Source organism: Streptomyces sp. NPDC006512, assembly GCF_040611935.1.
Lineage (GTDB): Bacteria > Actinomycetota > Actinomycetes > Streptomycetales > Streptomycetaceae > Streptomyces.
The window spans coordinates 26,948-53,489 of record NZ_JBEXPG010000007.1; the positions used below are offsets into that span (position 1 = coordinate 26,948).

Sequence of the window (26,542 nt, forward strand, 5' to 3'; positions counted from 1 at the left end):
GCACCAATTCTGTACCTCCGGCCAGGGGCGCGTAAGTGTTCTGCCGTAATCGGGGTAGCCGCACCGTGTGATCACTCTCGGAGTCGAGGAAGAGTACTTGCTGGTGGACCCCGCGACCTTCCGTCCCGTGTCCCGGGCCGAGGAGGTGCGCGCGACCGCCGGTCTCGGGTCCATCACGGAGGACGGCGAGGTGCAGGACGAGCTGCTCCAGGCGCAGGTGGAGGTCGCCACGCCGATCTGTTCGAAGCTGGAGGAGGTCGGGGGCCACCTGCTGCGGCTGCGCCACGCGCTCGCGTCCGCCGCCGAGGAGCACGGCTGCCGGCTCGCGGCGACGGCGGCCGCGCCGCTCAGGAACGCGGCGCCGGTCCCCGTCACGCAGAAGCCGCGGTACCGCGCCATGGAGGGGGCGGCCCGGCAACTGGTCGACGAGCAGCTGATCAACGGCATGCACGTGCACGTCGCCGTGCCCGACCCGGAGACCGGTGTGGCGGTGCTGAACCGCATCCGCGTCTGGCTTCCGACGCTGCTGGCGATGTCGGCGAACTCGCCCCTGTGGGACGGACGGGACACCGGCTTCGCCAGCTGGCGCACCATCGTGTTCAGCCGGTGGCCCGTGAGCGGACCGCCGCCGTACTTCGAGGGCTTCGCCGACTACGAGCGACGGCTCGACGCGCTGGTCGCGTCGGGGGTGATCGCCGACCGGGGGCAGATCTACTGGACGGCCCGGCTCTCCGACCGGTACCCCACGGTGGAGTTCCGGTGCGCCGACGTACAGCTCAGGGCCGACGACGCGGTCATGCTCGCCGGGATCGTCCGCGCGCTGGTCACGGTCGCCATCGCCGACGAGCGGGCCGGCGCCGATCCCGCCGCGTGCGCGCCGGAACTCTTGCAGGCCGCCACCTGGCACGCGGCCCGGCACGGGCTGAGCGGCGCCCTGGTCGATCCCCTGGGCCGGCTGCGCAGCAGTGGTGACGTACTGTCCCTGCTCCTGCGGTACATCGCTCCCGCGCTGGAGGAGAGCGGCGACCACCGCGAGGTGGGCTCGCTGGTCCACCGGCTCCTCCAGGAGGGGACGCCCGCCGACCGGCAGCGCCGGGCCCTGGCCGAGGGGGGCATGCCCGCCCTGTGCGACCTGGTCGTCGGGGCGTCCGTCACCTGAGCGCGCCTGAGCCCGGCATCTGAGCCCGTGGCTCACGGTGCCGGGTCGGCTCCGACCGCCTGCCGGTACGCCACGTGCCCGCCGAGCGCGCCGGTCAGCGCGAGCGCCGCCAGCCCGCCCGTCGACCACAGCCTGCCCTTCGCCGGCCGGCCGCCCAGGCGGGCCGCCAGGGACATCGCGTAGCAGCCGACCGCGACGGCGTTCGAGGCCGCGTGGGCCAGTCCGACCCGGGCCTGTTCGGGCGGCAGGTCCGCCCAGTCGGCCCAGCCCGTGATGGCGGCCGGCGCCACTCCGGCCAGTCCGACGGCCGTCAGGGTCGTCGCCGCGCGCTGTGCTCCGGGTACGAGGTCCAGTACGCCGGCCGACAGCCAGCAGCCGATCGGCACCTGCACGAGAAGGGGATGGACGGGATGGCCCAGCGGCCGGCCGCGCAGCAGTTCGCGTACGTCTCCCAGCGGGAGCGAGCGGATCCGCCGCTGGAGGGCCCGGATCGCGGGGTCTGCCGCAGTGGTCCGTTCGAGGCGGTCCAGGGTCCGCAGCCACCGTGCCGACAAGGCGTCCAGGACCGATGTCTCCCGGGCCCGCGGCGAGGTGTCGGGGGCGTGTCTGTTCATGTACGGCGCCTACCCCGCATCGCGTCGGCATCCCACGACGGCCGGGGGTGTTCGGGGCGGCCCGGCCGGCGCGCCAGCGACGTCGGATCGACTGGGCTGATCGCCCGAAACGGGGGCAGAAGGGCAACGACGCGAAAGGGGGATCCGGATGCCCGGAATCCACACGTGGCTCGACCGCGTGAGAGACGGCGCGGCCGCGCTCGGTGAACGCCGTGCGCAGGCCCAGGCACGGCGCGAGGCCGAGGAGGAAGCGGAAGCCGAACGGGAACGGGCCGCACGGGCCCGCAGGGCACGCCCCCGCATCCCGGACCCGGCCCAGGCGGTGCCCTGGGGGGTGCGGGTGGCCGCCGAGACGGCTTGGCGGTTCCTGGTCCTGGCCGGCGCCCTCTGGGTCGTGATGCGGGTGATCGGGGCCGTCCGGCTGGTGGCCCTCGCCTTCGTCGTGGCACTGCTGGTCACCGCCCTGCTCCAGCCGACGGTCGCCCGTCTGCACCGCCGGGGGCTCTCGCAGGGGCTGTCCACCGCGGTGACGGCGATCTGCGGCTTCCTCGTGCTCGGCCTGGTCGGCTGGTTCGTCGTATGGCAGGTTCTCGACAATCTCGACACCTTGTCCGGACGCCTCCAGGAGGGCGTCGACGAGCTGAAACGGTGGCTCCTCGACAGCCCGTTCCACGTCACCGAGCAGCAGATCAACGACATCGCCGAGAAGATCAGCGAGGCGATCGGCACCAGTACCAGCGAGATCACCTCGACGGGGCTCCAAGGGGTGACGGTCCTGCTGGAGGTCATCACCGGGATGCTCCTGGCGATGTTCTGCACGCTGTTCCTGCTCTACGACGGCCGCCGGATCTGGGAGTGGACGCTCAAGCTGGTCCCGGCCGCCGCCCGGCCCGGAGTGGCCGGCGCGGGCCCGCCGGCCTGGCGGACGCTCACCGCGTACGTACGCGGGACGATGCTCGTCGCCCTGATCGACGCCCTGTTCATCGGTGTGGGCATCTACCTCCTCGGTGTGCCCCTCGCCGTCCCCATCGGTGTCGTGATCTTCCTGGCCTCGTTCGTGCCGCTGGTCGGCGCCGTCGCCTCCGGCGCGCTCGCCGTGATCGTCGCGCTGGTCACCCAGGGCGTGTTCACCGCGTTCCTGGCCCTGCTGGTGGTGCTCCTGGTGCAGCAGATCGAGGGCCACGTGCTGCAGCCGTTCATCCTGGGGCGGGCCGTCCGGGTCCATCCCCTCGCGGTGATCCTGGCCGTGGCCACGGGCGGGCTGGTCGCGGGGATCGGCGGAGCGGTCGTTGCCGTCCCGCTGGTGGCCGTGGCCAACACGGTGATCGGCCACCTCCGCGCACTGCCCGACGACGACGGGGAAGAGCCGACCGGTGACCCCGTCCTCGACGCGGAGCGAGCGGAGCAGCCGGGCGGGGCCGCGGAGCCGCCGGGAGACCAGGCGTAGGCCGACGGACCGCATAGACCGAGGGGGCTCCTGGATTCCAGGAGCCCCCTCGGTCTGCGCGGTCCGTCTCACACGTGGGCGGCCTCGGAACGGCCCGGGAGGTGGTAGACGGCGAAGGCGCGGTCGATGACGGGCATCGCCACGTTGCGGACCCGCACCCCTCCCGCCGTCATGCCGTGCTCGGTACCCGAGTGGGCGTGTCCGTGGACGGCGAGGTCCGCTCCCGCCTCGTCCATCGCCTCCGCGAGGAGGTAGCTGCCGAGGAAGGGGTAGATCTCCAGCGGCTCCCCCGCGAGCGTGTCCGGAACCGGAGCGAAGTGGGTGAGGGCGATGCGGAGTTCGCTGCCGTCCTCCCGGAGGTCGCTCAGGGCCCGCGCGAGTCCGTCGGCGCAGGTGCGGGTGTACCGGATGAACGCCTTCATCTCCGGTTCGCCGAACTCGCTGCCACTGCGACCGGCGAAGCCGCCGCAGAAGCCCTTGGTCCCCGCCACGCCGACCCTCGTGCCGTCGATGTCGAGCACGACTGAGGTGCCCTCCAGTACGTGGACGCCCGCGGCCGTCAGCTCCGCGGCCACGGCCTCCTCCTGGTCGCTCTGGTAGTCGTGGTTGCCGAGCACGGCCACCACGGGGACGGCGAGCCCGGCCACCTCCCCCGCGACGACCCGCGCTTCCTCCCGGGTGCCGTGGCGCGTCAGGTCACCGGCCAGGAGCAGCAGGTCCGCGCAGTCGCCCAGGGTGTCGAAGGCGGGCCGCAGGAATCCCGCGCTGCCGGGGCCGAGGTGGACGTCCCCGACGGCCGCGACCCGGATCACGACAGCTCCTCGGCCCGGCCGGGCGGTGCGGAGCGGCTGATCGTGATGTCCTCCCGCCACTCCAGTCCGGCGAGTTCCTCGGCGGCGAGCCGCAGGACCTCCGCCCGGCACTCCGGGCTGGAGACGCTGCCCGAGATCACCGCGCCCGACCCGCGGGCTTCCACGCGCACGCCCAGTTCCGCGAGGTCCTCGCGCGCCATCCGGTCACGCAGGTGCTCGATGCGGTACTCCACCCTCTCGTGGGCCGTCATGGCGTCTCCTTCCGTACGGAGCCGGCGGCGGTCCGGCCGTCGATGACGCGGAGCCGCTCCAGCAGGTGGAGGAACGCGTCGGCCAGCGGCTCCGACCGGTGGTCCCGGTCCAGCCGGTCCCAGTCGATCCGCTCCCGCAGCATGCGCGCCATGGGCAGCAGGTCGCCGAAGTCGCAGTAGTGCTCGCAGAGCGCGGAGAGACGGCTGTCCATCAGGTCCGTCGGCGCGAGGACGGGCATCCACACCGAGTCCACCGCCTTGACGTCGGCCCGCTCCAGGAGTTCCGTGCTCACCGGCCGCCGCGCCAGCTCGAAGATCAGGTCGATCTCCTCCCCGCCGGACCGGCCCTTGACGAGCCAGTCCTCCGGGGCCCGGCGCATCTCGATCCCGCCGTCCTCCAAGGCCTTGATGGCGGCGTCCGCGTCCTCGGGGCGGACGCAGAAGTCGGTGTCGTGCTGGAAGCGGGCGGGCAGTCCGTGAGCGAACGCGGCCACGCTGCCGGCCAGGGCGAACGGCGGTCCGGACCGCTTCAGGAGCGCTGCGACCAGTTTGGTGGTCTCCAGGATCGCCTGGGTGTGGTCCCTGGGCAGGGGGCCTTCGGCGGGAACGGGGGGATCCAGGCCTTCGGGCGGCGCCTGTCCCATGGCCGGTCCCTTGGCCGTGGTCGACGGGGTCGACGGCTTCAGTGGCGTCATAGGGAGCGCGTACCCGGCCCACCCGGCCGAAACCCCTCGGCGGCCCTGGAGTGCCGTACCGGAGCAAGGGTAGGCGCCCCACGTGCGTCCGCGCCGTGCCCCTGCCGGTACGGGTGCCCCGCCCCCGGGCCGCGGACGCCGACCGTACCCCTGGAGAGGACCGGGCCCATGCGTCGGACACCTGCGGACAGCCCAGAGCGACCGGAAGCCGGAGGAGCGGGCCTGCACGTCGTGGTCGTCGGGGCCACCGGGAACGTCGGGACCAGCGTCGTCAGCGCGCTGTCCGAGGATCCGGCGGTGGCCTCCGTGCTGGGCCTGGCCCGGCGCGTACCGGGCTGGCGCCCGGCGAAGACGCGGTGGCGGGCCGTGGACGTCGAGCCGGGCGGCGAGGACCTCGTACCGCTGTTCACCGGAGCGGACGCCGTCGTCCACCTCGCCTGGAAGTTCCAGCCCACCCACCACCCGGCCGACACGTGGCGCACCAACGTCCTCGGGAGCCTGCGCGTCTTCGACGCCGTGGCGGCCGCGGGGGTACCGGCCCTCGTCCACGCTTCGTCGGTCGGCGCCTACTCCCCCGGACCCAAGGACCGTGCGGTGGACGAGACCTGGCCCACCCACGGGTGGCCGCAGGCCGCGTACACCCGGGAGAAGGCGTACCTCGAACGGGTCCTCGACACCTACGAGCTCAAGCACGCGGAGATCCGCGTGGTGCGCATGCGCCCGGGTTTCCTCTTCAAGCGGGAGTCCGCCTCCGAGCAGCGCCGGATCTTCGCGGGACGGCTCCTTCCCGGCCGGCTGGTGCGCCCCGGGCTGGTCCCGGCCGTGCCCGACCTGCCCGGGCTGCGGTTCCAGGCCCTGCACACCGACGACGCGGCGAGCGCCTACCGGGCGGCCGTCGCCCTCCCCGTGCGGGGCGCCTTCAACCTGGCCGCCGAGCCTCCCGTGGATTCCGACGTCCTGGCGCGCCTCTTCGACGCGCGGAGCCTGTCGATGCCCGCCGGGCCGGTGCGGGCCGCCCTCGCGGCGGCGTGGCGGCTGCACCTGGTCCCGGCGTCCCCGGACCTGTTCGACGCCGTGCTGCGGCTCCCGCTCATGGACGCGACCCGGGCCCGGGAGGAACTCTCCTGGGAGCCCCTGTACACATCGGTGGAGGCCGTCGGGGAGTTCCTCGCCGGGCTGCGGGCCGGAGCGGGCGCGGACACCGCCCCGCTCGCCGCGGACCGGACGCTGCGACAGCGGCTGGACGGTCTCGCCGACCGGCTCGTCACGGCGTGAGCGGCGCGAACGCGGGCCCGCGCCCGGCCCCGGCAAGGGGCGGGGCGCGGGCCCGCGTTCGTCTCCCGCTCAGAACGGCTCAGGTGTTGAGCCGCTCAGGTGTTGAGCAGGCGGTTGAAGAAGGAGCGGTAGTGCTGCAGGGCCAGGCGCAGGTCCTCGGTCGCCACCTGCTCGCCGCGGTCCCACCGGCCTTCCAGGCCCTGCTTGTGCGCGGAGAAGGTACTGGCCAGGGTCTGCATGACCTCGGCCACCAGGGTGTCGGCCGACCTGACCGCCTCCTGCGGGTCGTCGACGAAGCGGCTCTGGATGTCGCTCCACGCCTTGCGGTAGCCCTCCGACTCCGCGCTGCCGAGGAGCGGACCGGCCTCGTCGGCGCCGTGGTCGGCGCCGACGTCGGTACCGGCGTCGGTGCGGGCGTCAGTGCCGGTGTCAGTGCCGGTGCCGGTGTCGAGACGGCCGGTCCTCGGGTCGTTCACGTCGTTCGGGTCGGGCTCGTCCAGCCGCGAGGGCTCGTCCAGCCGGGATTCCTCGCCGAGCCGGGAGGGCTCGTCGGCGCGGCCGGCGGTCGCCTCGCCCGGGTAGACCGGTGCCTCCCGTCCGTCCCCCGCTCCCGTTCCCGCTCCGGTTCCCGGGTGCGCGAGGTCCTCCGTGGTCAGGCCGGGCTGGGTGGCCCGCGCCTCCCTGTCGTTGTCGCCGTGTATCTGCATGTCACCGGCTCCTCTGGTCCGTGAGCAGTTCCTCGAACAGGGCGCGGTAGTGCACCATCGCCCCGCGGAGCTCCTCGGTCGTCGCCTGCCCGTTCCCGCTGCGTTCCTTGATGTCGTGCGCCGCCCGGTAGTGCTCCAGGGTGCGTCCGTGTTCGACGGACAGGTCGCGGACGGCGCCGTGGTAGTCCTCGGTCGGGTAACCGCGTTCGCCCATCAGCCGCGACACGAGCGCGTCGGCTTCGGACACCGAGCCTTCGGGGCGGTCCACGAAGTGTTCCTGGACTCCGCTCCATTCCTCGGCGTACTGCTGTCGCCGCTCGGGCGGCAGTTCCTTGATGTCGAGCTTGTCGTGCCGTTCCTCGCGGGCGCGCAGGTCGCGTTCGGCGGCCCGCTGGCCGCCCTCTTCCTGGACCGCGCGCTCGTACTCGGGTCCGAACCGTTCTCTCAGGTGTCGCCGTCGCGTCTGCATTCCCACGAGCGCGGCGATCGCGATCACCACGATCACCGCGATGACGATGACGACGATCAGCATGGTTGTTGACATCTCCGGCCTCCGTCCTGGGGCCTCGCATTTGTTGACGCGCGGCTGCCCGCCCTTTCGCCGGGCAAACCCGCGCACGGGCTCATCCGTCCGCGAACGGGCTGCTGTCGAGGTGGGCGAGCAGGTCGGCGGGGTGGCGGTACACGGCGCGGGCGCCGGCCTCTTCGAGGTCGTGCCGCGGGATGCCGCCGCAGAGCAGTCCCACGCACGCGACGCCGGCCCGCGAGCCCGCCCGCATGTCCCAGACGGTGTCTCCGACGAACACGGCGCCGTGCGCGGGTGCGTCCACGAGGCCGAGGGCGTGGCGCACCGGATCGGGTGCGGGCTTGCCCTCGTCCACGTCGTCGGAGGTGGCCGTCGCCGTGATGGCGTCGTCGGCGTCGACGGCCCGTCTGAGGGCGTCGAGTTCCGCGTCCTTCGCGGAGGTGACGAGGACGACCCGCCAGTCCCGGCGGGCCAGCTCGCGCAGCAGTCCGGCCGCGGAGTCCAGCGCGGGCAGCCGGTCGAAGTACGTGGCGTAGAGGGTGGTGTGGGCGGCGCTGAGCGCCTCGTCCTCGCCGGTGTCCCGGTCGTCGCCCAGCAGGTGGGCGAGGAGGTCCTCGCCGGGCAGGCCGATCGCGCGGTGGATGTCGTGCGTGGCGACGTCGTGGCCGGCCTGCCGGAGGGCCTCCCACCAGCAGACGACGTGCAGGTGGTTGGTGTCGGCGAGGGTGCCGTCGACGTCGAACAGAGCGGCGCGGTTCATAGGGGGCGCCTACCCGTCGCCTCCCCGGGCACTCCTCGCGGGCGGGCCGGGTGTCAGCCGAGCGCGGGCAGGACGCGGTCGGGGGTGAGGGGCAGGCTCCGCAGGCGCCGGCCCGTGGCATGGCAGACCGCGTTGCCGATCGCGGCCGCCGTGCCGACGATGCCGATCTCCCCGATTCCCTTGCTGCCCATGGGGTTGAGGTGTTTGTCGTGCTCTTCGATCCAGTGGGCTTCGATGTCGGGTACGTCGGCGTTCACGGGCACGTGGTAGGCGGCCAGGTCGCTCTCCAGGAAACCCCCGTGGACCGGGTCGACGGTGCTGTGCTCGGTCAGTGCCATGCCGATGCCCATGACCATGGCGCCGACGAACTGGGAGCGTGCGGTGACCGGGTTGAGGATGCGGCCCGCGGCGAAGACGCCGAGCAGCCGCCGGACGCGTACCTCGCCGGTGACCGTGTCCACCTGGACCTCGGCGAAGTGCGCGCCGAACGCGTGACGGGCGTACGGGGACTGCTGCGCGGCCGACTGGGCGGTGTCGGCGGACGCGGACAGGCCGGCGGCGGGGACCGGGCCGTGGTGGCGGGCCAGGCGGGCCACGAGGGCGGCGCAGGCGTCGTGCACCGCCGAGCCCCAGGAGGCGGTCCCGCAGGATCCTCCGGCGAGGGAGGCCTTCGGCAGCCCGGTGTGCCCGATGGCGAGGGTCACCGCCTCCAGCGGCACCCGGAGCGCGTCGGCGGCCACTTGGGCGAGGACGGTACGTGCGCCGGTGCCGATGTCGGTGGCGTTGATCTCGACCAGGTAGCCGCCGTCGGGCCGGGCGTGGGCGCGGGCGGTGGAGGGGGCCAGGAGGTACGGGTAGGTGGCGGCGGCCACTCCCGTGCCGTACCACAGCGGTCCGTCCCGGCGCGGGGTGCGCCGCGCGGCCCAGCCGAAGCGGTCCGCGCCCTCGCGCAGGCATTCCACGAGGTGGCGGCTGCTGAAGGGGCGGCCGCTGTCGGGTTCGGTCGCGGGCTCGTTGCGGACGCGCAGCTCGACGGGGTCGAGGCCGAGGGCTTCGGCGAGTTCGTCCATCGCCGATTCCAGTGCGTACATGCCGGGGGCCTCGCCGGGGGCGCGCATCCAGGAGGGGGTCGCCACGTCGAGGGCGACGGCCCGGTGCGTGGTGCGGCTGTCGGGGACGGCGTACATGACGCGGGCGGGGACGGCGGCCTGCTCGACGAATTCCCTGACCCGGGAGGTGTGGGTGGTGACCTCGTGGGTGAGTGCGGTGAGGACCCCGTCCGGGCGGGCGCCGAGACGGACCCGGTGCAGGGTGGGCGCGCGGTGCCCGACGGTGGCGGGCAGCTGGCGCCGGGGCAGGGCGAGGGTGACGGGGCGGCCCGTGCGGCGGGCCGCCATGACGGCGAGGACCACGTGCGGGCGGGGTGTTCCCTTGCAGCCGAAACCGCCGCCCACGTGCTCGGAGACCACCGTGATCCGGTCCTCGGGGAGGGCGAAGAGGGAGGCGAGCGCGGAGCGGACCGGGCCGGCTCCCTGGCTGGAGTCGTGCACGGTGAGGTGGCCGCGCCCGGCGTCCCAGTCGGCGGTGGCCGCGTGCGGCTCCATGGGGTGGTTGTGCAGCGGCGGCACCGTGTAGGAGCAGTCGACCCGGACGGGGGCGGCGGCGAGGGCGGCGTCCGGATCGCCGTGCTCCCGGTGGGCGGGGTGGCCGCCGTTGGCCTGCTCCGGGGTGTAGGCGCCGGGGTGGCCGGTGTGCAGGCCGACGTCGTGTTCCTCGGTCGAGTAGCTGATCCGGAGGGCCGCCGCGGCGGCCCGGGCGGCCTCGGGGGACTCCGCGACGACCAGGGCCACGTACCAGCCGCGGTGCGGGACCCGGGTGTCCTGGAGCACCTGGAGCGTGGGGTCGTCGGAGGGGCCGAGCCGGGGCGCGTCGTAGGGGGTGAGGACGTCGAGCACGCCGGGCAGCCGCAGGGCGGCGGCGGTGTCCACGGCGGTGACCCGGCCGCGGGCGACGGTGGCGGGGACGGGCCGGGCGTGGACGCGTCCGGGCGGTGCGTGGTCGGCGGCGTAGCGCGCCGCGCCGGTGACCTTCTGCGGCCCCTCCGTCCGGTCGGCGGGGGTACCGAGTGCCGCGTGCCGCATGGGTGTACTCCTCGTGGTGTTCGGCGGCGTCCGTCAGGGGGCGTGCCCGGCCGCCCGGCGGGTGAGGGTGGCGAGCGCGTCGCGGGCGAGGTTCGCGGCGAGGCCCACCTTGAAGGCGTTGTCGCGCAGGGGCAGGGCGTGGGCGAGTTCCGCGTCGACGGCCTCCCGGAGGGCGGCCTCCGTCGGCTCGGCTCCGGTGAGGAGGGCCTCGGCGGTGGTGGCCCGCCAGGGCCGGTGGGCGAGACCTCCGAAGGCCAGCGCGACGCGCCGGACGCGGCCGTCTTCGAGTTGGAGGACGGCCGCGACCGAGGCCAGTGCGAAGGCGTACGAGGCCCGGTCGCGGGCCTTGCGGTAGAGGGAGACCGCGCCGGGTGCGGCGGCCGGCAGGAGGACGGCGGTGACGATCTCCCCGCCGCGCAGGACGGTGTCCTGCTCGGGCCGGTCTCCGGGGAGCCGGTGGAATTCCGTGACCGGCACGGTACGGGTTCCCTGGTCGCCGTACAGCTCCACGGCGGCGTCGAACACCGCCAGGGCCACCGCCATGTCGGACGGGTGGGTGGCGATGCAGTGGGCGGAGTGGCCGAGGACGGCGTGATCGCGGTGGATCCCGTCGCGGGCGGCGCATCCGGTGCCGGGCTCGCGCTTGTTGCAGGGCGTGGAGACGTCCTGGAAGTACGGGCACCGGGTGCGCTGGAGCAGGTTGCCGCCGGTGGTGGCGATGTTGCGCAGCTGTCCCGAGGCGCCGGCCAGCAGGGCCTGGGCGAGGGCGGGGTAGCGGGCGCGTACGGCCGGGTGTGCGGCGACGTCGCTGTTGCGGGCCGTGGCGCCGATGCTCAGGGTCCCGTCGGGCAGCTCCCGCACCTCGTGCAGCGGGAGCCTGCTGAGGTCGATGAGGGCCCGGGGCTCCTCGACTCCCAGTTTCATGAGGTCGACGAGGTTGGTGCCGCCGGCGAGGTAGCGGGCGCCCGGGTGGCGGGCGTGGGCGGCGGCGGCTTCGCGGAGGCTGGTGGCGCGTACGTAGGCGAAGGGCTTCACGCGGTCACGTCCGTCACGGCGTCGACGATGCGGGGGTAGGCCCCGCATCGGCAGAGGTTTCCGCTGAGCCGTTCCCTGATCTCCTGCGCGGTCAGCGCGACGGGGCCGGACCGGGACAGGGCGGAGGCGGGGGTGGCGTGCGAGGGGTGGCCGGCGGCGGCCTCCTCGACGGCTCCGACGGCGGAGCAGAGCTGGCCGGGCGTGCAGAAGCCGCACTGGTAGGCGTCCCGCTTCAGGAACGCCTGCTGGAGCGGGTGCGGGCCGTGTCCGGCGCGGTCCGCGAGACCTTCGACGGTGGTGATCTCCGCGCCGTCCTGGGCCACGGCGAGCAGCAGACAGCTGTTGGCCCGCCGCCCGTCGACCAGCACGGTGCAGGCTCCGCACTGCCCGTGGTCGCAGCCCTTCTTCGCTCCGGTGAGCTCCAGGTGACCGCGCAGCGCGTCGAGAAGGGTGACGCGGTGGTCCAGCCGGAGGGTGTTCAGCCCGCCGTTGACGCGCAGGGTGACGGGGGAACTCCAGTCGCCGGGGGCGTCCTGCCCGCTGCCGGGCCCCGTGCCGGCTGCGCCCTCGTGCCAGGAGCCCTCGTGCCCGGGGCCCTCGTGCCCGGGGTCCGCGTCACTCGCCACCGCGTTCTCCGTCCGTGCCCGTGCCCGTGCCGGTCCCGTCGGGCCGTCTCGGGGACAGCCTGGGCCCTCGCGAGCCGTCCGGCATCCCGGAAGGGCCGAACGGTCCCGTGGACGCCCTCACAGCTCCCGCAGGGCGGGGAGCAGCTTGGTCTCGGACCATTCGAGGAAGGGTTCCTGCTGGTCGCCGCCGATCTGGACCAGGGCGATCTCGGTGAATCCGGCGTCGGCGTAGGGGCGTACGGCGTCGACGAAGGCGTCCACGTCGTCTCCGCAGGGGATGGCGTCCGCGACGTCCTCGGGCCTGGTGTGCTGCGAGGCCTGGGCGAAGCTCTCGGGGCCGGGGAGTTCCGCGTTGACCTTCCAGCCGCCGAGCGCCCAGCGGAACTGGTCGTGGGCGCGTGCCACCGCCGCGTCGCGGTCGGGGTCGTAGCAGACGGGGAGCTGGCCGACGCGGGGTTTGCCGGAGCCCCCGTAGGCGCCGAACGCGGTCAGCAGTTCCTGCTTCGGCTCGGTGGCGATGAGCAGGTCTGCGTACCGGCCGGCGATCTCGCAGGAGCGGTCCCCGGAGACGGCGATCCCGATGGGGGGCGGGGTGTCGGGGAGGTCCCACAGTCTGGCGTTCTCGACGTCGAAGTGGGCGCCGTGGTGGCTGACGTTTCCGCCGGCCAGCAGGGAGCGGATGATTCCGACGGCTTCTTCGAGCATTTCCAGACGGACGTGGGCGGCGGGCCAGCCCGCGCCGACGATGTGCTCGTTGAGGTTCTCGCCGGAGCCCAGACCCAGCCGGAACCGTCCCTCGGACAGGAGCTGCATGGTGGCCGCCTTCTGGGCGATCACCGCGGGGTGGTAGCGGAACGTCGGGCAGGTCACGTACGTCATGAGCGGGATCCGGGTGGTGGCCTGCGCGGCGGCGCCCAGGACGCTCCACGCGTAGGGGGCGTGCCCTTGGGAGGTCAGCCAGGGGAAGGAGTGGTCCGAGATGACGGAGAAGTCGAACCCCGCCCGCTCCGCTCCCACGACGTGGCCCACCAGTTCCCGGGGGCCGGCCTGCTCGGTCATCATCGTGTATCCGATTCGCACCATGCCGGGCGCCTTGCCGTTCCGGACCGGTTGAAACGCCCGCTTTCCGGGCGTTACCGAACGGGACCGCGACGGCGGTCCGGGGCCGCTTCGGTCAGGCCGGGTGGCCCGCGTCCAGGTCCTGCAGCTCCCGGAAGCGCAGCAGGGCGGGTGGCGGGCCCTCGTGCGGCGGGCAGACGGCTTCGGGTGCCAGGAGGAACCCGACGTGGTCCCCGCCCTCGATCCGCCCTTCGATCCGTCCGGTGAACCAGGTGCGCACCTCGTCCAGTACGGGACTGCCCGCTTCCCCCGGGTGCCACCCGACCCGCGCGAACTTGTCCACCACGTCGCCCCGCTCCTCGCCGAACAGCGCCGCCAGTGCCCGCTGGCCGCGGCGCAGCAGGTGCACGGTGAGGTGTTCGGCGCCGCACGCGACGCGGTAGGTGCGGTTGGCGACCGACAGCCAGACGACGAACCGCGGCGGGTCGATCGAGCACTGCGAGGCGAAGCCCACCAGACAGCCCGCCCGCTCGCCGCCGGACGCGACCGTGACCACGTACATCGGGCCGTCGTGCACGTCGGTGAAGGGGTCCAGCTCCGTCACGGCGCCTCCTCGGTTCCTCGTGGTCCGTGTGGTTCGTGTGATCGGTGTGGCTCGTGTGGCTCGTGTGGTCCAGCGCGGTCCGTGTGATGCGTGTGGTCCTGTGGGCCTGACGGGCGGCTACCCCGTGCCACGGCGGGCAACCGGGGCCGCTTGGGGCGGGGCCGAGGGGGCATACGCGGCGGGGCAGGCACCGACCGGATCAACGATCCCGGCACCCCTGACAAACGGGCACAAATTGCAGGCTGCCCGCTGTGGTCGCATGGTGAACATCAGTACCCCTCGGACCATCAGACCGTCAGGCCCTCAGGAAGGGAGCCGGCTCGTCACGAGCAGCGCCAGCTCGCGGATCCGCGCCGTCCGACCCGACTCCCCGAGAAGGGACCGCCGTGATCTTTGCCCTGCTCCTCGTGCCCCCGTTCCTCCTGTGCGCCGTGCTCGCCCTCGGCCGCTACGAGGAGTACATGTTCACGCCGCACGAAGAGGACCCGGCGCCCCGCGCCGGGTCCTTCCACGTGCTGCGCGGCCACGACGACCAGCACGGCCGTCACGCCGCCTGAGGGCTTCTCGGGGTCGTCAGAGTTCCGCCCGCGAGGCGGCCTGGGCGCCCCGTACCGCGACGTTGGCCGCGTCCCGCACGAGCGGTGCGGTCGCCCGGCCGGCGTCGGTGAGCGTCCACCCGCACAGGGCCGCCCAGGTCAGCGCCGCCGAGGCGGCCACGGCGCGCTCGGTCCGGCGGGCGAGGAACGTGCCGAAGAGCAGCGCGTCCCCCGCGTCAGCGGCGACCCGGCACAGAACGGCCGTACGCAGCGCCGCACCCCCGGGGACCGTCACCATCGCGGCGCCGATGACCGCGTCCCGGACTCCCAGGGCCCGGATCAGCAACGCCGAGGAGCCCACCTCCGAGAGCCCGCACGGGCGGGCCAGCAACCGGGGACGGCAGGCCACCGCCACTCCGTATCCGAGGGTGGCCACGCCCATGGCCCTTGCCGCTGCGGTACGCATGTCCAGATCACTCCGTTCGGTGGGCCGGGGGCGCGTGCACCGCCACGGCCGGCGGTCTCAGGTGACGGGCTCCGGGGCCGGTACGGGTCCGGGGAGCGGGCCCGGGTGGGGCTGCGGGTCGGGGCGCGGAGCCGGCGAGGGCCGCGGATCGGGTTCGGGCTGCGGCGGGGCCGGCGGTACCGGGTCCGGGCCGCCCGGGGCGGGCACCGGGCCGGGGAGCGGTCCTGGCTGCGGACCGGGGCCGGGTCCCGGGGCGGGGGTCGGGCTGGGCGGGACGGGGTCGTTGGGAGGAGTACCCATGACGTCGTGTCATTCCTTCCTGGAGGGGGCGCCGTTCGCGGCGCGCCGGCGGCGGCCGCTCATGCCGCCGCTTGTCCGGCTGCCCCGAATTCCTTGACGAACGCGGTACAGAAGTCCGGGAGGTCGTCGGGCTTGCGGCTGGTGATCAGCGTCGCGGGCGCGGCGTGGCAGACCCGTACGGACTCGTCCACCCACGTGCCTCCGGCGTTGCGGATGTCCGTGGCCAGGCTCGGCCACGAGGTGAGGGTGCGGCCGCGGACGACGTCGGCTTCCACCAGCGTCCACGGGGCGTGGCAGATCGCCGCGACGGGCTTGCCCGCCTCGAAGAAGCTGCGGATGAACCCGACGGCCCGTGCGTCCATGCGCAGCGCGTCGGGGTTGGCGACGCCCCCGGGCAGCACCAGGGCGTCGAAGGCCTCCGAACTCGCACCGGCCAGGACGTGGTCGACGGCGAAGGTGCCCGCCTTGTCGAGGTGGTTGAACGCGCGGACCCGGCCGGGCTCCGTGGACACCAGCCGGGGATTCCAGCCGGCCCGTTCGACGGCCTTCCACGGTTCGGTGAGTTCGATCTCCTCGACGCCTTCGGGCGCGGTCAGGATGGCGATGCGCACCGGGGTTCACCTCTTTCGGTCGCGTGCACGCGGTCGGAGCGCGTGCCTGTGGCTCGTCCGTGCTCCTCGCGCCTGCCCCGCCGCACCCGCCTCAACCGGCGCGGGTGGGAGGAGCGGACCGGTGACGGCAGCGGACCGCCCCGCCCGGCCCAAGAGATCGGGCGGGGCGGTCGGCGGCGGGTTCGGTCGGCGCAGCTCCGGTCAGGGCAGGTTCAGCTGCCAGGAGACTCCGAAGCGGTCGTTCACCCAGCCGAACCGGGTGCTGAAGCCGTACGAATCCAGCGGCATCAGTTCCTCACCCTCCTCGGCCAGGGCCCCGTAGAGGCGTTCGAGTTCGGCCTCGGTGTCGCACTGCACGAAGAGCGACAGCGCCGGGGTGAAGCCGAAGGCGTGCTTGACGTGGCTGTCGATGCAGATGAACTGCTGCCCGGCGAGCGCGAACGTGGCCTTCACCACCGTGCCCTCCTCGCCGGGGCCGTCGGCGCCGTAGCGCGTGACCTCGACGATCTCGGCGTCCTCGAACAGGGAGGCGTAGAAGGTCATCGCTTCCTCCGCCCTGCCCTCGAACATCAGGAACGGGGTGATCTTCTGCGTCGTCGAGGCCATCGAGCCTGCCTTCCGGGTGATGGTGTGAGCCCTGGGGAACCGAGGCTAGGACACGCGCGCGCCGGAGGCCCTCGGGCTCGCTGGATCCCCGCTCAGGACACGAGGGTCTGTTCCTCCAGTTCGGTCAGCTTCACCGTGCACAGGCCGCCGCGTTCGGCCTTCACCTCCGTCACCTTGAGCTGCGTGCCCGGCGACAGGATGAACTCCTCCTCGTCCGTGAACGCGGAGAAGCGGCGGATCCCCACCGCCCGGACGGGCGTCACCTCGAAGAGGGTCCGTTTGCCGCGGCTGCCGAGGAACGCCCGGGCCACGCCCACCTTCGACGTGCACGAGGACACGCCCCACCACGTCACGGTCCTGCCCAGCGGATACTGCGCGCGCAGGTCCAGCGACACGCCGCGCCACAGGGGTTCCGTGCGGGCGGGCAGCTGCGACACCGCCGAGAACAGCAGCCTCAGGTAGGGCAGGTACGGGACGACCCTGGCCCGGTCCGGGGCGCGCAGGACCGCGTTGATCTCCCGGTAGAACGCGGACTCGCAGGTGTAGAGGTAGAGGGCGGCGATCGCGTCGGCGGACAGGCCGCCGGCGCCCGCGGCCCCGACGGCCGCCGTTTCGTCCGCCCGCTGCAGACCGAACTCGTGCGACAGCTTGACGTGGCGGTCGAGCGTGGACAGCAGCTCGGCGACCGGGGCGACGGCCTCCTTGAACTCCATGAGCGGGGTGTCGAACACGCCGGTGATCGCCGGGAGGACGAGGCCTTCGTCCTTGACGCTGGAGAGACGCTCCAGGTACAGCTGGTGCAGCTCCATGGTGGACGCGATGAACGCGCCCATGCGATCGGCGGTGCCGCCGGCGTTCGTCCCGCCCGCCTCCGCCGACTGCTGGTTCCAGCCCTTGCTCGGCAGCCAGTCGATCTCGTCGGCGCCCAGCGACGCGAGGGCCGCGTTCACCATGCGGAAGTGGTCGCCCTCGCAGAAGACGTCGCCCTGCGCGGCCGGGTTGGCGTGGTCGATGTGACGGACCTCGACGTCCGGGTACTTCTTCTGGAGCCGCAGGACGACGTTCTTCAGACTGCGCGCGTGAGCCCCCCACCACGCGAAGACGACGCCGCGGTCCTCCTCGTCCTCGGCGTCCTGCTTGGCCTTGAGGATCTCCTCGACGATCCGCTCGGCGACCGGGCGCCAGAACGCGGTGTGCCGGCCGGGCGCCATCGACCCGTCGCCGCTGGCGGTGAGCGCCGCGTTCAGCAGCAGCACGCCCTGCGTCAGCATCGCCTGGAACCACTCGGGCGGCTGGACGGTGTCCCGCTCCGCCAGGAGCGCCCGGACGTCGGCGATCGGAGTCTTCTTCGGGATGCCGTACTTCCACATCGCCGCCGCCTTGATGATGCAGCGGATGCTGACGACCCGGCCGAACTGGCTGTCCTTCCAGTCGTGGAAGGTGTTGTCGAACATGGCTATGCCGGTGGCGCTCTCCGGCCTCGGGTACGGGTTCTGGCCGAAGACCACCACCTTCCACTTGTGCGGGGGGTGGGGCTTGAGTGCCTGGAAGGTCAGTTCGCGGACGGGAACGACCTCGGGGCCGCGGCCCTGGCCGATGAAACCCGCCGCGTCCGGCTGCGCCTCGATGACCGGCTTCAGCAGCGGCAGCCACGGTTCACCGCCGCCCTTGAACAGTTCGGCGAGGGCCAGCGGATCGTTCGCGCCGGGTTCGGCCGGGACGTTTTCTTCACGCATCGGGAAGGGACTCCGAATCGTCAGAGGGTGCTGATGCAGACGTGGGTGTTCGGGGAGGCGGCCGCCCGGGCCGCGAAGCAGGTGATTTCGCGCGGAGGTTCTGGCAGCTGACGGCACACCACGTGGAGCGCGCCACGGGAGCCGACCGCCGCCGGCCCCGTGCCGGCAGGACGGGGCGCCGCGCCACGTTCGGTGGAATCTGGCCGCAGGCTAACACCGGCCTCTGACACCAGCCATCGTGACGGACCGTCACGGACGGCTCTTGGCCGCGGCGTTGTCAGTGGGCCGCGCTAACGTCGTGAGCAGTGCAAGAACCCTATCCGAGCGGAGTGGATCATGACGGTGGAACCTGTGCAGTCGTCGCTGAGGGTGGTGCTGACGGACATCAACACCGCGGTGGTGGAGGCCTGGCGGGCGGCGTTCGCGGACACCCCCGGGATCGAGATCCGGCGGGGCTCGATCCTCGACGAGGACGTCGACGCCTGGGTCAGCCCGACCAACTCCCGGGGCCGGATGGACGGTGGGGTCGACGCGGCGATCAAGCGGCACCTCGGCGCGGGCATCCAGCTGCGCGTACAGCGGGCGATCCGCGACCGGTTCGCGGGAAGCCTCCCGGTGGGCAGCGCGGTGGCGGTCGCGTCCGGAGCGACCAGTCCGAGGTTCCTGATATCGACGCCGACCATGGAATCGTCCTCGCAGAACGTCAGCGAGACCCTCAACGTGGCCCTGGCCTGCGCCGCGGCGTTCCAGGCGGTCCACCAGCAGAACCAGCGGACACCCGGCAGCATCCGGTCGGTGGCCCTGGTCGGCATGGGCGCCCAGACCGGGCGGGTTCCGGCGCGGGTGTGCGCGAACCTGATGTGGACGGGCTACACGTTGTTCCACGACCACCGCTTCGAGGACTACGAAGAGCTGCGCCGCACGGTCGTCGCGCAACTCGACGACATCGACAGTGCGCCGGCCGCTGCACGGATACGCATAGCCCCGCCGCGGCGACCCCGGGTCGGCTGACGGACGATCGGCCTCGCCGCACGGGCGCACGGCGGCGCACGCCGAGCAGGAGTACCGGGCGCGGTGGGGGTCACTCCTCCGTCGGGAGCCAGCAGCCGTGCAGTCCGAGGGGGACGCGGACGGGGATGCGGGCGCGGGCGACCGGCCCGGAGGCGGGGTCCTCGGCGGGGATGACCAGGAACCAGCTCGACCCGTCGGTGCGGTCGGTGGCGAAGGTCAGCCAGTAGCCGCGTTCGTCGGAGTCGTGGCCCGGCTCGGGCGCGAAGACGGGTTCTCCGACGGAGAGGTTCCCGGCCGGCCAGACGCAGGAGGCGCCGGTCCGGGTGTCGTACCAGCGCACCGCGTCGTACTCGCCGGTCAGCAGGTCGGTCCGGCCCGTGCCCGTCGCCAGCGCGGCGTACCGGTGGGGGCGCCCGATGCGGCGGTCGTCGATCCGGGGGAACTCCACGCGGGAGTCGTCCAGCATCGTGCGGGTCATGCTGCCGGCGGCCGGATCGATGCGCGCCCGGACGAGACCGCCGCGTACCGGCCCTCCCGTGTCCTCGGGGCTGCCGCCTACGGTCAGCCGGCTCCACTGCACGTAGTCGAGGGTCACCGCGGCGTCCGCGCCCGGGCCGTCGTCGTGGGCGTTGACGGTGTGCCACAGCCAGAAGGCCTCGTCGGTGGCCCAGCGCACCGGGCCGCCGTCCCGCGGGATCAGCGCCACGCGGGTGCCCCGCTCGGGCCGCCAGGCCAGGAAGGAGCCGCCCGCCATGGCCGCGTCCAGGTCGAAGAAGGCGGGGGCGAGGACGAGGACGGCGTAGCGGTCGGTGAGGGCCATGTCGTGGATCATCATCGGTTCGTCCACCCCGTCGACCAGGGTGGGCCCGCGGGTGACCGAGCCGTCACGGCCGATGACGGACCAGGTCAGATAGGGCGGCGTCAGGCCGTAGCAGAAGACGATCATCTCGCCGGTGGCCGGGTCGATCTTGGGGTGGGCCGTGATGCCGGCGGGCAGGGCCCCGTCGAAGGTCTCGCGGCCGACGGTGCCGAGGCCGGGGTCCACCCGGAAGGGGCAGGCAGATTCGGCGAGGGCCAGCATGCGGCCGGCGTGCCGTACGACGTTGATGTCGGGGAGGTCCCTGAAGGTTCCGGCGAGCTCCGGTCCGACCTGGTCCGCCTCGGGCATGATCAGCGATTGGAGGCCGCCCCACAGGGCGCGGCCGGCCCGTTCCTCGGCCTCCAGCGCGGGCGTGCGTACGAACCGGTTGCGGTAGCGGGCGCGGCCCTCCGAGAGCCAGACGCCGTGCAGCATGCCGTCGCCGTCGATGGGGTAGAGGTACGAGCCGATCGGCGTGAAGCGCGGATTCGGCCCGTTGCGCAGGTACAGGCCGTCCAAGGCGGTCGGCAGCTCGCCCGTGACCTCCAGGTCGGCGGCGTCGACCTCTTCGGTCACCGGCGCGAACGAACCCAGCAGGTGGGGTACGCGGGTGGGGTCGAAGCGGGGCGGTGTGTGCGTGTTCACGGGACCTCCCGGCATGCGCCCGGGGCGGACCGGTCCCCTCCCGGCGAAGACGTGCCCGCGCGGGCGCGCGTGTGCGGCACCTTCCAGTGAAACGCGGCCCCGGCGCGGGCGCCAGGCGGCCGGCCGGCCCCTCGATGCCCCCGGTCACGCACCGGACCGCTCCCCCGTGCAAGGGGGCCGGGCAGGCGGCGCGGCCAGGCGGTCACGGCCTCCCGGGGGCCTTCGGCAGGGCCTCGCGCAGGAGGCCGAGGAGGACGCGGGCCGCGGGGCTCGCCGGGCCGGCGGCCCGGCAGGCGAGGACGACCCGGCAGCGCAGTTCGGGTTCCACGATCGGCAGCGTCCGCAGGCCCCCTCCGGGGGCCGGCAGCCCGTCGCCGGCCGGCAGCACCGCGACGCCCAGGCCCCGCGCGGCGAGCTGGGCGAGTACGTGGGGCGCCGCCGCCTCGAAGGCCACCTGCGGCCGGAATCCGGCCTGCGCACAGGCCCGTTCGAGCACCGCGCGGACTCCCGTGCCGCGCGGCAGGCTGATCAGGGGCTGGTCCCGCAGCTCGGCCAGCGGGACGCCGGTGCGGCTGGCCCGGGCGAGGAGCCGGCTGGCGGGGGCGACGGCGACGGCCAGCGGCTCGTCGATCACCGTGCGGTAGGAGACTCCGGGTGGCGGTGTCTCCTCGGTCGGCCCGAGGAGGGCGAGGTCGAGCTCGCCCGCCATGAGGGCGGCCTGCATCCGCTCCGAGGTGTCCTCGACGAGCGATATCTCCACCGCGGGGTGGGCGTCGTGGAAGTCCGCCAGGAACGAGGCCACGTCGAAGGCGTGGCCGGTGGCACCGGAGACCAGCCCGAGCGTGACCCGGCCGCGCAGCAGCCCGGTGTACTCGTCCACCGTCTGCCGCACCGCGTCCACGGCTGCCAGTGCGGCTCGCGCGTACGGCAGCACGGCCCGGCCCACCTCGGTCGGTGTGACCGCCCGGCCGGACCGGTCCAGCAGGGGCTGGCCCAACTCCCTTTCCAGCCGGCGGATCTGCGCGCTCAGTCCCGGCTGGGACAGGTGCAGTCGCGCCGCGGCGCGCGTGAAGCCACCGTCTTCGACGACGGTGACGAAGTAGTGGAGCTGCCGAAGTTCCATAACCGGCAATGCTAGGTCGCAGCACCGGCTGCTATTGGAGTTGTGGAGGGGGACCCCGCACGCTTGCGGACATGGAGAACACGACGAACCGCAAGAGGAGCGGGGCCGGCATCGGCGCCGCGATCGCGGCCGAACGCGAGGAGCTGGCCGACCTGTTCGACGGCTTGCGGGCCGAGCAGTGGAACGAACCGAGCCTCTGCACGGGATGGCGGGTGCGTGAGGTCGCGGCGCACATGTCGATGGGCTTCCGGCTGTCCCTTCCGGCGACGATCGGCGAACTGCTCAGGGCGAAGGGCAGTCTGCACCGCATGACCGACCGGGTCGCCCGCCGGGACGCGGCCGCCCACTCCACCGCCCGGCTCTCGGCGTTCCTCCGGGAGAACGCGCACCACCCGTGGAAACCGCCCGTCGGCGGGCTCGCCGCCGCACTCGGGCACGACGTCGTGCACGGACTGGACGTCTCGGTCGCCCTCGGCCTCGACCGGCGCGTCCCCGAGGACCGGCTGCGGATCCTGCTCGGCGAGATCCGTCCCCGCGGCCTGAAGTTCTTCGGGGTCGACCTCGCGGGAGTGCGACTGTGCGCCGACGACCTGGACTGGTCGTACGGCGACGGCTCCCCCGTGTACGGCGCTGCCCAGGACCTCCTGTTGGTCGCCTTCGGCCGCAGGCTGCCGGCGGGCCGGCTCCGGGGCGAACCGAGCGGTCGCTTCACCCGAGCGTGACACCACCGTCAAGCGCACCGGCGCGCGGTCCGCACCTCCCCGGTCAGCTCCTGCCCGCTCAGGTCCTGCCCGTGCGGCCGGGGCTGGGTTCCACTTGCCGGAGTTCTTCCAGGAGTTCGCTCTGGCCGGCGAGGAGCTCGGTCAGGATGCGGCGGGCCGCGCGCAACAGGTCGGCCACGTCACCGCCCGCCAGGGCGTAGCTGACGGTGGCGCCGTCCCGTATGGAGATGACGATGCCCGAACGGCGCAGGACGGCCAGCTGCTGGGAGAGGTTCGAGGCCTCGACGTCGATCTCCGCGAGGAGTTCCCGCACGGGGACGGGGCCGTTCTGCAGCAGCTCCAGCACGCGGATGCGGACGGGGTGTCCGAGCATGCGGAAGAACTCGGCCTTCGCCTGGTACAGGGGTACCTGCATTCCCACGCATGCTCCTGTCGTGTGCGGGGAACGGTGCTCGCCGTTCCGGGGTTCCGATCGGACACCTGTCGGAACTCATCTTCCCGTTCCACGGGCCCACGCATGTCTGAGGTTGACCGGTTTCAGATGTGTCGAGTTGAAGAACCCTTCAACTTGACGGCATGCGTGGGCCCGGGAAGGCTGCCGCTAGAGCTCCAGGGCGGATTCGATGCGCTTCAGCTGGTGCCGGGCCATGGCCAGGTTGGAGTTCCCCTTGTCCAGCACGACGTAGAGGAACAGTCCGTTGCTTCCCCGCCCCTTGAGCAGCCGCAGCAGGTGGTACTGGCTGCCCAGCGTGATCAGCAGGTCCTCGATCTCGTCCTGCAGGCCCAGCATCTCCAGCGTGCGCACCTTCGCCCGGATCACGTCCGTGTTGCCCGCGGCGGCGACCATCAGGTCGAGGTCCTTGCCGCCGCCCAGGGTTCCGAGCGCCATGCCGCTGGTGTAGTCCACCAGAGCCGCCCCCAACGCGCCCTCGATCGAGGTCATCGTCTCCTTCAAGGACACTTCCACATTCGCCATGGGCTCCAGCTCCCTCACATGCGGTTTCGATTCCGGGAGATCACGCTACTGAGCGCACCCGGCGGCGTGCGGAGAATGACGAACATGGCGGAAACCGTCCCCTGCCGGTGTCGGCCGGCGGGTGCCGGTACGGGCCGCCCCCTGATCCCGGGGTTCTGAGGGAGCTGACGGCCGGCGCCCGGGCCCGCCCGGGCCCGGCCGCCGGCCCTTCCGACAGCGCCTTCGACAACGGTCGGCACAGGTTTTCCGAGATTTGGTTTTGCATGACCATGCATGAGGGCGCATACTCTTCCCATGTCTAAGGTTCTCACCTCCCTTCCCGCCGGCGAGCGCGTCGGCATCGCCTTCTCCGGCGGCCTCGACACCTCCGTCGCGGTCGCTTGGATGCGCGACAAGGGCGCCATCCCGTGCACCTACACCGCCGACATCGGCCAGTACGACGAGCCCGACATCGCCTCGGTGCCCGGCCGTGCGAAGACCTACGGCGCCGAGGTCGCGCGCCTGGTCGACTGCCGGGCGGCCCTGGTGGAAGAAGGCCTGGCCGCGCTGACGTGCGGGGCGTTCCACATCCGCTCGGGCGGGCGTTCGTACTTCAACACCACGCCGCTCGGCCGCGCCGTCACGGGCACGCTCCTCGTCCGGGCGATGCTCGAGGACGACGTGCAGATCTGGGGCGACGGCTCGACCTTCAAGGGCAACGACATCGAGCGGTTCTACCGCTACGGCCTCCTCGCCAACCCGCACCTGCGCATCTACAAGCCCTGGCTCGACGCGGACTTCGTGACCGAGCTCGGCGGCCGCAAGGAGATGTCGGAGTGGCTGCTCGCCCACGACCTGCCCTACCGTGACAGCGCGGAGAAGGCGTACTCCACGGACGCGAACATCTGGGGCGCCACGCACGAGGCCAAGACCCTCGAGCACCTGGACACCGGCGTGGAGACCGTCGAGCCGATCATGGGCGTGCGGTTCTGGGACCCGTCGGTCGACATCGACACCGAGGACGTGACGATCGGCTTCAGCCAGGGCCGCCCCGTGACGATCAACGGCAAGTCGTTCGGCTCCCCCGTCGACCTGGTGATGGAAGCGAACGCCATCGGCGGCCGGCACGGCATGGGCATGTCGGACCAGATCGAGAACCGGATCATCGAGGCCAAGAGCCGCGGCATCTACGAGGCGCCCGGCATGGCCCTCCTGCACGCCGCGTACGAGCGTCTCGTCAACGCGATCCACAACGAGGACACCCTCGCCCAGTACTACAACGAGGGCCGGCGCCTCGGCCGCCTGATGTACGAGGGCCGCTGGCTGGACCCGCAGGCGCTCATGGTGCGCGAGTCGCTGCAGCGCTGGGTCGGCGCGGCCGTGACCGGCGAGGTCACGCTGCGGCTGCGGCGCGGCGAGGACTACTCGATCCTCGACACCACGGGCCCCGCGTTCAGCTACCACCCGGACAAGCTGTCCATGGAGCGCACCGAGGACTCGGCGTTCGGCCCGGTGGACCGGATCGGCCAGCTCACGATGCGCAACCTCGACATCGCCGATTCGCGGGCCAAGCTGGAGCAGTACGCCGTGCTCGGCCTGATCGGCTCCGAGAACCCCGCGATCGGCGCCGCCCAGGCCGCCGCGACCGGGCTGATCGGCAGCCTCCAGGAGGGCGGCGCCGAGGCGATCGCCTCGCGCGGCGAGGTCTCGGCCGACGAGGAAGTGCTGGACCGCGCCGCGATGGAGTCCGGTACGGACTGACCGGACGCACGACGCACCCCGACAGGGCCCGCCCGGCGCTCACGGCGCCGGGCGGGCCCTGTCCCCGTCCCCCTTCAGCGATCGCGCTCCGCGCGGGGACCGGAACGTGTTCGGGGTGCGATCAAGGCCGGTGCGAGGTGCGATGGAAGCCCCGCCCGGCCGCGATCCCCACGGGTCCGGCGTACGCCGGAGAGCGACGGTGATCCCCGTGACCCTGCCCGACGAAGCCGTCGCCGGCCGTCCCGGCCGTCGCCGGCGCTCCGGTGCGCGGACGGGTGCGACCGGCGCCCTCGCGGCGGCGTGGCTCGCGCTGAGCCTCCTCGTCGCACCCACGGCCGGTGCCGGTACCGGCAGCCTCTCCGCCCCGTCCGAGCGCTGCAGCGCCGGCTGGGTGTGCGGCTGGACGGATCCCGGCTACACCGGGGTGGTGAGCCTCGTGTCGCAGGACATGGCCCGGTACCCGGAGACGACCGCGTACGTCGGGTTCAACGGTGGCGCGTCGGTGTGGAACAGCACCAAGAGGTGCGTCACCGTGTACAGCGGCGCCGGCTACCGGGGGAAGAGCTTGACCGTCCGTCCCGACCAGGGCGTTTCCCGGCTCCCGGCATCGTTCGACGGCGTCCGCTCCAACCGGTTCCACTCGTGCCGGCCGTCCTGACCCGGCGGGCCGCGGTCAGGGCGCGGTACTGACCGGGAAGGTGAAGCTGTAGCCCCGGGCGGAGAGCCAGGGGAGGTACTGCTTCAGGGCGGCGACGGTCTCGCTGCGGTCTCCGCCCCCGTCGTGGAAGAGCACGGTGGGCTGGTTGGGCAGGGCCTTCTCCACGGCCGAGACGATGGCGTCGAGGCCGGGACGGCTCCAGTCCTGGGGGTCGACGCTCCAGCCCAGGGGCCGCATGCCGTTCGCGGCCGCGATCGCCCGGCTCTCCGGGGTGAAGGCGCCGCCCGGCGCCCGGTAGTAGTCGACGGAGACCCCGGGGGCCGCCTTCTCGATCATCTTCTTGCCGTCGAGGATCTGCGCGCTCTGGTAGGCGACGGGCTTGTGGTCCATCGTGACGTCGTGGTCGACGGAGTGGTCGCACAGCCGGTGCCCGGCGGCGGCGACCTGACGGACCAGGTCGGGGTGCGCCTGGGCCTTGGTGCCGATCATGCAGAAGGTGGCCTTGACGTCGTTCTCCTTGAGCACCTCCAGCACCTGCGGGGTCCAGCGGGGGTCGGGGCCGTCGTCGATGGTGATCGCGATGTCGTGGCCCGCGCCCTGGGCGACCCGGGATATCCCGGCCGGCATCTTCGCGGGCGCCGCCTGCGGCGCGTGCGGCTGCGCCGGTACGGGACCGGAGCCGGGCGCGGCGGGAGCCTTGCCCGGGGTGCCGCTGCCGTCGGCGAGTGCCGGTGCGCCGGCCGCGGCCAGCAGGCCCAGGACGGCTGCCGTCACGGTGATACCGGCCCGACGGCGGCTTCCGGAGGTGGTGGTGCCCATGGATGCGTTCTTCCCTTGCGCTC

Annotated in this window: 29 protein-coding genes; 8 read left to right on the plus strand and 21 right to left on the minus strand. The window is 73.1% G+C overall.

Annotation, left to right across the window (positions count from 1 at the left end):
* Positions 1 to 67 precede the first annotated feature (67 nt).
* Positions 68 to 1,159 carry a glutamate--cysteine ligase gene (locus ABZZ17_RS07155; RefSeq protein WP_356872913.1) on the plus strand — a complete coding sequence of 364 codons (1,092 nt, stop codon included), beginning with the start codon at positions 68 to 70 and terminating at the stop codon, positions 1,157 to 1,159.
* A gap of 32 nt (positions 1,160 to 1,191) precedes the next feature.
* Here the strand turns inward: ABZZ17_RS07155 and ABZZ17_RS07160 are convergent, their stop codons facing one another.
* Positions 1,192 to 1,773, minus strand: coding sequence for a DUF2231 domain-containing protein (locus ABZZ17_RS07160; RefSeq protein WP_356872915.1), 582 nt, complete (start codon positions 1,771 to 1,773; stop codon positions 1,192 to 1,194).
* Positions 1,774 to 1,921: 148 nt separating this feature from the next.
* Between ABZZ17_RS07160 and ABZZ17_RS07165 the strand changes: the two genes are divergently transcribed.
* Positions 1,922 to 3,220 (plus strand): AI-2E family transporter, encoded by a 1,299-nt coding sequence (locus ABZZ17_RS07165; protein ID WP_356872917.1) that lies wholly within the window; start codon positions 1,922 to 1,924, stop codon positions 3,218 to 3,220.
* A 68-nt stretch (positions 3,221 to 3,288) separates the two neighbouring features.
* Here the strand turns inward: ABZZ17_RS07165 and ABZZ17_RS07170 are convergent, their stop codons facing one another.
* From ABZZ17_RS07170 to ABZZ17_RS07180, 3 genes are read right to left on the minus strand one after another with little or no spacing between them, the layout of a single operon-like run.
* The gene (locus ABZZ17_RS07170) at positions 3,289 to 4,032 is read right to left on the minus strand and encodes a metallophosphoesterase (RefSeq protein WP_356872919.1); all 744 of its coding nucleotides are present in this window, start codon (positions 4,030 to 4,032) and stop codon (positions 3,289 to 3,291) included.
* A complete protein-coding gene (locus ABZZ17_RS07175; protein WP_356872921.1) occupies positions 4,029 to 4,283 on the minus strand; it encodes a hypothetical protein in 255 nt (84 codons plus the stop codon). Before ABZZ17_RS07175 ends, ABZZ17_RS07170 begins: the two co-directional genes overlap by 4 nt.
* Complete coding sequence (locus ABZZ17_RS07180) at positions 4,280 to 4,978, minus strand: nucleotidyltransferase family protein (protein WP_356872923.1); 699 nt, start codon at positions 4,976 to 4,978, stop codon at positions 4,280 to 4,282. Before ABZZ17_RS07180 ends, ABZZ17_RS07175 begins: the two co-directional genes overlap by 4 nt.
* Before the next feature lie 168 nt (positions 4,979 to 5,146).
* On the opposite strand from ABZZ17_RS07180, the gene ABZZ17_RS07185 reads away from it, so the two are divergent.
* The gene (locus tag ABZZ17_RS07185; protein ID WP_356872925.1) at positions 5,147 to 6,253 is read left to right on the plus strand and encodes an NAD-dependent epimerase/dehydratase family protein; all 1,107 of its coding nucleotides are present in this window, start codon (positions 5,147 to 5,149) and stop codon (positions 6,251 to 6,253) included.
* A 95-nt stretch (positions 6,254 to 6,348) separates the two neighbouring features.
* Here ABZZ17_RS07185 and ABZZ17_RS07190 read toward each other — a convergent pair whose 3' ends face one another.
* From ABZZ17_RS07190 to ABZZ17_RS07225, 8 genes are all read right to left on the minus strand, one after another.
* The gene (locus ABZZ17_RS07190) at positions 6,349 to 6,960 is read right to left on the minus strand and encodes a hypothetical protein (protein ID WP_356872927.1); all 612 of its coding nucleotides are present in this window, start codon (positions 6,958 to 6,960) and stop codon (positions 6,349 to 6,351) included.
* A 1-nt stretch (position 6,961) separates the two neighbouring features.
* On the minus strand, positions 6,962 to 7,504 hold the full coding sequence (locus ABZZ17_RS07195) for a hypothetical protein (RefSeq protein ID WP_356872929.1): 543 nt from the start codon (positions 7,502 to 7,504) through the stop codon (positions 6,962 to 6,964).
* Between the two features lie 79 nt (positions 7,505 to 7,583).
* Positions 7,584 to 8,246: an HAD family hydrolase gene (locus ABZZ17_RS07200; RefSeq protein ID WP_356872931.1), complete on the minus strand. Its 663-nt coding sequence runs from the start codon at positions 8,244 to 8,246 to the stop codon at positions 7,584 to 7,586.
* A gap of 53 nt (positions 8,247 to 8,299) precedes the next feature.
* Complete coding sequence (locus tag ABZZ17_RS07205; protein ID WP_356872933.1) at positions 8,300 to 10,387, minus strand: xanthine dehydrogenase family protein molybdopterin-binding subunit; 2,088 nt, start codon at positions 10,385 to 10,387, stop codon at positions 8,300 to 8,302.
* Between the two features lie 33 nt (positions 10,388 to 10,420).
* The gene (locus ABZZ17_RS07210; RefSeq protein WP_356872935.1) at positions 10,421 to 11,422 is read right to left on the minus strand and encodes a xanthine dehydrogenase family protein subunit M; all 1,002 of its coding nucleotides are present in this window, start codon (positions 11,420 to 11,422) and stop codon (positions 10,421 to 10,423) included.
* Positions 11,419 to 11,922 (minus strand): 2Fe-2S iron-sulfur cluster-binding protein, encoded by a 504-nt coding sequence (locus ABZZ17_RS07215; RefSeq protein WP_356873250.1) that lies wholly within the window; start codon positions 11,920 to 11,922, stop codon positions 11,419 to 11,421. Before ABZZ17_RS07215 ends, ABZZ17_RS07210 begins: the two co-directional genes overlap by 4 nt.
* Before the next feature lie 243 nt (positions 11,923 to 12,165).
* A complete protein-coding gene (locus ABZZ17_RS07220) occupies positions 12,166 to 13,131 on the minus strand; it encodes an LLM class F420-dependent oxidoreductase (RefSeq protein ID WP_356872937.1) in 966 nt (321 codons plus the stop codon).
* 91 nt (positions 13,132 to 13,222) lie between these two features.
* A complete protein-coding gene (locus ABZZ17_RS07225) occupies positions 13,223 to 13,711 on the minus strand; it encodes a flavin reductase family protein (RefSeq protein WP_356872939.1) in 489 nt (162 codons plus the stop codon).
* 386 nt (positions 13,712 to 14,097) lie between these two features.
* Here ABZZ17_RS07225 and ABZZ17_RS07230 point away from each other — a divergent pair, with 386 nt between their 5' ends.
* Positions 14,098 to 14,268, plus strand: coding sequence for a hypothetical protein (locus ABZZ17_RS07230; protein WP_356872941.1), 171 nt, complete (start codon positions 14,098 to 14,100; stop codon positions 14,266 to 14,268).
* A 16-nt stretch (positions 14,269 to 14,284) separates the two neighbouring features.
* Here ABZZ17_RS07230 and ABZZ17_RS07235 read toward each other — a convergent pair whose 3' ends face one another.
* The 4 genes from ABZZ17_RS07235 to ABZZ17_RS07250 form a co-directional block, all read right to left on the minus strand.
* Positions 14,285 to 14,713 carry a hypothetical protein gene (locus ABZZ17_RS07235; protein ID WP_356872943.1) on the minus strand — a complete coding sequence of 143 codons (429 nt, stop codon included), beginning with the start codon at positions 14,711 to 14,713 and terminating at the stop codon, positions 14,285 to 14,287.
* A gap of 359 nt (positions 14,714 to 15,072) precedes the next feature.
* Positions 15,073 to 15,624, minus strand: a complete 552-nt coding sequence (locus ABZZ17_RS07240) for a type 1 glutamine amidotransferase domain-containing protein (protein ID WP_356872945.1) — start codon at positions 15,622 to 15,624, stop codon at positions 15,073 to 15,075.
* Positions 15,625 to 15,825: 201 nt separating this feature from the next.
* A complete protein-coding gene (locus ABZZ17_RS07245; RefSeq protein WP_356872947.1) occupies positions 15,826 to 16,230 on the minus strand; it encodes a VOC family protein in 405 nt (134 codons plus the stop codon).
* 92 nt (positions 16,231 to 16,322) lie between these two features.
* Positions 16,323 to 17,966, minus strand: coding sequence for an ADP-ribosyltransferase domain-containing protein (locus ABZZ17_RS07250; protein ID WP_356872949.1), 1,644 nt, complete (start codon positions 17,964 to 17,966; stop codon positions 16,323 to 16,325).
* A gap of 336 nt (positions 17,967 to 18,302) precedes the next feature.
* Here ABZZ17_RS07250 and ABZZ17_RS07255 point away from each other — a divergent pair, with 336 nt between their 5' ends.
* On the plus strand, positions 18,303 to 18,977 hold the full coding sequence (locus ABZZ17_RS07255; protein ID WP_356872951.1) for a macro domain-containing protein: 675 nt from the start codon (positions 18,303 to 18,305) through the stop codon (positions 18,975 to 18,977).
* A gap of 70 nt (positions 18,978 to 19,047) precedes the next feature.
* On the opposite strand, the gene ABZZ17_RS07260 is transcribed toward ABZZ17_RS07255, so the two are convergent.
* Together ABZZ17_RS07260 and ABZZ17_RS07265 are read right to left on the minus strand one after the other, a co-directional pair.
* The gene (locus tag ABZZ17_RS07260; RefSeq protein ID WP_356872953.1) at positions 19,048 to 20,496 is read right to left on the minus strand and encodes a carotenoid oxygenase family protein; all 1,449 of its coding nucleotides are present in this window, start codon (positions 20,494 to 20,496) and stop codon (positions 19,048 to 19,050) included.
* Between the two features lie 187 nt (positions 20,497 to 20,683).
* On the minus strand, positions 20,684 to 21,604 hold the full coding sequence (locus ABZZ17_RS07265; RefSeq protein ID WP_356872955.1) for a LysR substrate-binding domain-containing protein: 921 nt from the start codon (positions 21,602 to 21,604) through the stop codon (positions 20,684 to 20,686).
* A 71-nt stretch (positions 21,605 to 21,675) separates the two neighbouring features.
* On the opposite strand from ABZZ17_RS07265, the gene ABZZ17_RS07270 reads away from it, so the two are divergent.
* Positions 21,676 to 22,326 (plus strand): maleylpyruvate isomerase family mycothiol-dependent enzyme, encoded by a 651-nt coding sequence (locus tag ABZZ17_RS07270; protein WP_356872957.1) that lies wholly within the window; start codon positions 21,676 to 21,678, stop codon positions 22,324 to 22,326.
* Positions 22,327 to 22,384: 58 nt separating this feature from the next.
* Here the strand turns inward: ABZZ17_RS07270 and ABZZ17_RS07275 are convergent, their stop codons facing one another.
* Both ABZZ17_RS07275 and ABZZ17_RS07280 read right to left on the minus strand, forming a co-directional pair.
* A complete protein-coding gene (locus tag ABZZ17_RS07275; RefSeq protein ID WP_356872959.1) occupies positions 22,385 to 22,741 on the minus strand; it encodes a metalloregulator ArsR/SmtB family transcription factor in 357 nt (118 codons plus the stop codon).
* 186 nt (positions 22,742 to 22,927) lie between these two features.
* On the minus strand, positions 22,928 to 23,302 hold the full coding sequence (locus ABZZ17_RS07280; RefSeq protein ID WP_356872961.1) for a hypothetical protein: 375 nt from the start codon (positions 23,300 to 23,302) through the stop codon (positions 22,928 to 22,930).
* A 294-nt stretch (positions 23,303 to 23,596) separates the two neighbouring features.
* Between ABZZ17_RS07280 and argG the strand changes: the two genes are divergently transcribed.
* Positions 23,597 to 25,042, plus strand: a complete 1,446-nt coding sequence (argG, locus tag ABZZ17_RS07285; RefSeq protein WP_356872963.1) for an argininosuccinate synthase — start codon at positions 23,597 to 23,599, stop codon at positions 25,040 to 25,042.
* A gap of 208 nt (positions 25,043 to 25,250) precedes the next feature.
* Positions 25,251 to 25,700, plus strand: coding sequence for a peptidase inhibitor family I36 protein (locus ABZZ17_RS07290; RefSeq protein WP_356872965.1), 450 nt, complete (start codon positions 25,251 to 25,253; stop codon positions 25,698 to 25,700).
* 15 nt (positions 25,701 to 25,715) lie between these two features.
* Here the strand turns inward: ABZZ17_RS07290 and ABZZ17_RS07295 are convergent, their stop codons facing one another.
* The gene (locus tag ABZZ17_RS07295; protein WP_356872967.1) at positions 25,716 to 26,519 is read right to left on the minus strand and encodes a polysaccharide deacetylase family protein; all 804 of its coding nucleotides are present in this window, start codon (positions 26,517 to 26,519) and stop codon (positions 25,716 to 25,718) included.
* Between the last annotated feature and the right edge of the window lie 23 nt (positions 26,520 to 26,542).